Source organism: Tenacibaculum geojense, from assembly GCF_042676005.1.
GTDB classification, from domain to species: domain Bacteria; phylum Bacteroidota; class Bacteroidia; order Flavobacteriales; family Flavobacteriaceae; genus Polaribacter; species Polaribacter geojense.
Map to the genome: position 1 here is coordinate 1 of NZ_JBHTJR010000043.1, position 1,842 is coordinate 1,842.

The window sequence follows — 1,842 nt, forward strand, 5'->3', positions numbered from 1 at the left end:
CCGTTAACGTTACTGCTGCTGGTACTTCTGAACAACTGACCGTAACATCAGTAGGTAATGATTCATTAAAAACGGGTGCTTCTGTGTCTTCTACCGTGATGGTTTGGGTGTGACTAGTGCTGTTGCCTGAACAATCCGATACTTCCCAACTGCGTACAATAACATAACTCGATCCGCATGCATCATCTTGACCTGATATGTTTTCTGAATAGTTTACCATTACGTCTGTATCACAATTGTCCGTAGCCGTTAACGTTACTGCCGTTGGAACTTCTGAACAGCTGACCGTAACATCAGTCGGTAATGATTCATTAAACGTTGGTGCTTCTGTGTCTTCTACCGTGATGGTTTGAGTGTGACTGGTGCTGTTGCCTGAACAATCCGATACTTCCCAACTGCGAACAATAACATAACTCGATCCGCATGCATCGTCTTGACCTGATATGTTTTCTGAATAGTTTACCACTACGTCTGTATCACAATTATCTGTAGCGGTTAACGTTACTGCTACTGGTACTTCTGAACAGCTGACTGTAACATCAGTCGGTAATGATTCATTAAACGTTGGTGCTTCTGTGTCTTCTACCGTGATGGTTTGAGTGTGACTGGTGCTGTTGCCTGAACAATCCGATACTTCCCAACTGCGAACAATAACATAACTCGATCCGCATGCATCGTCTTGACCTGATATGTTTTCTGAATAGTTTACCACTACGTCTGTATCACAATTATCTGTAGCGGTTAACGTTACTGCTACTGGTACTTCTGAACAGCTGACTGTAACATCAGTGGGTAATGATTCATTAAAAACGGGTGCTTCTGTGTCTTCTACCGTGATGGTTTGAGTGTGACTGGTGCTGTTGCCTGAACAATCCGATACTTCCCAACTGCGTACAATAACATAACTCGATCCACATGCATCGTCTTGACCTGTGATATTTTCTGAATAGTTTACCACTACATTAGTATCACAATTATCTGTAGCGGTTAACGTTACTACTGCTGGTACTTCTGAACAGCTGACCGTAACATCTGTAGGTAATGATTCATTAAAAACGGGTGCTTCTGTGTCTTCTATCGTGATGGTTTGGGTATGACTGGTACTGTTGCCTGAACAATCCGATACTTCCCAACTGCGTACAATAACATAACTCGATCCGCATGCATCGTCTTGACCTGTTATATTTTCTGAATAATTTACCTCTACGTCTATATCACAATTGTCCGTAGCCGTTAACGTTACTGCTGCGGGTACTTCTGAACAGCTGACTGTAACATCAGTAGGTAATGATTCGTTAAACGTTGGTCCTTCTGTGTCTTCTACCGTGATGGTTTGAGTGTGACTGGTGCTATTTCCTGAACAATCCGATACTTCCCAACTGCGTACAATAACATAACTCGATCCGCATGCATCGTCTTGACCTGTTATATTTTCTGAATAATTTGCCTCTACGTCTGTATCACAATTGTCCGTAGCGGTTAACGTTACTGCTGCAGGTACTTCTGAACAGCTAACCGTAACATCTGTAGGTAATGATTCATTAAACGTTGGCGCTTCTGTGTCTTCTACCGTGATGGTTTGGGTGTGACTGGTACTGTTACCTGAACAATCCGATACTTCCCAACTGCGTACAATGACATAACTCGATCCGCATGCATCGTCTTGACCTGTGATATTTTCTGAATAATTTACCACTACATCAGTATCACAATTGTCCGTAGCCGTTAACGTTACTGCTGCTGGTACTTCTGAACAACTGACCGTAACATCAGTAGGTAATGATTCATTAAACGTTGGCGCTTCTGTGTCTTCTACCGTAATGGTTTGAGTGTGACTAGTGC

General features: G+C 42.7%; 1 protein-coding gene. It reads right to left on the bottom strand.

Annotation, left to right across the window (positions count from 1 at the left end; all coding sequences use genetic code 11):
* Window positions 1-1,842, bottom strand: a 1,842-nt coding sequence (locus ACFQ1U_RS07260; protein ID WP_449343027.1) for an HYR-like domain-containing protein, incomplete at both ends; no start/stop codon positions are given.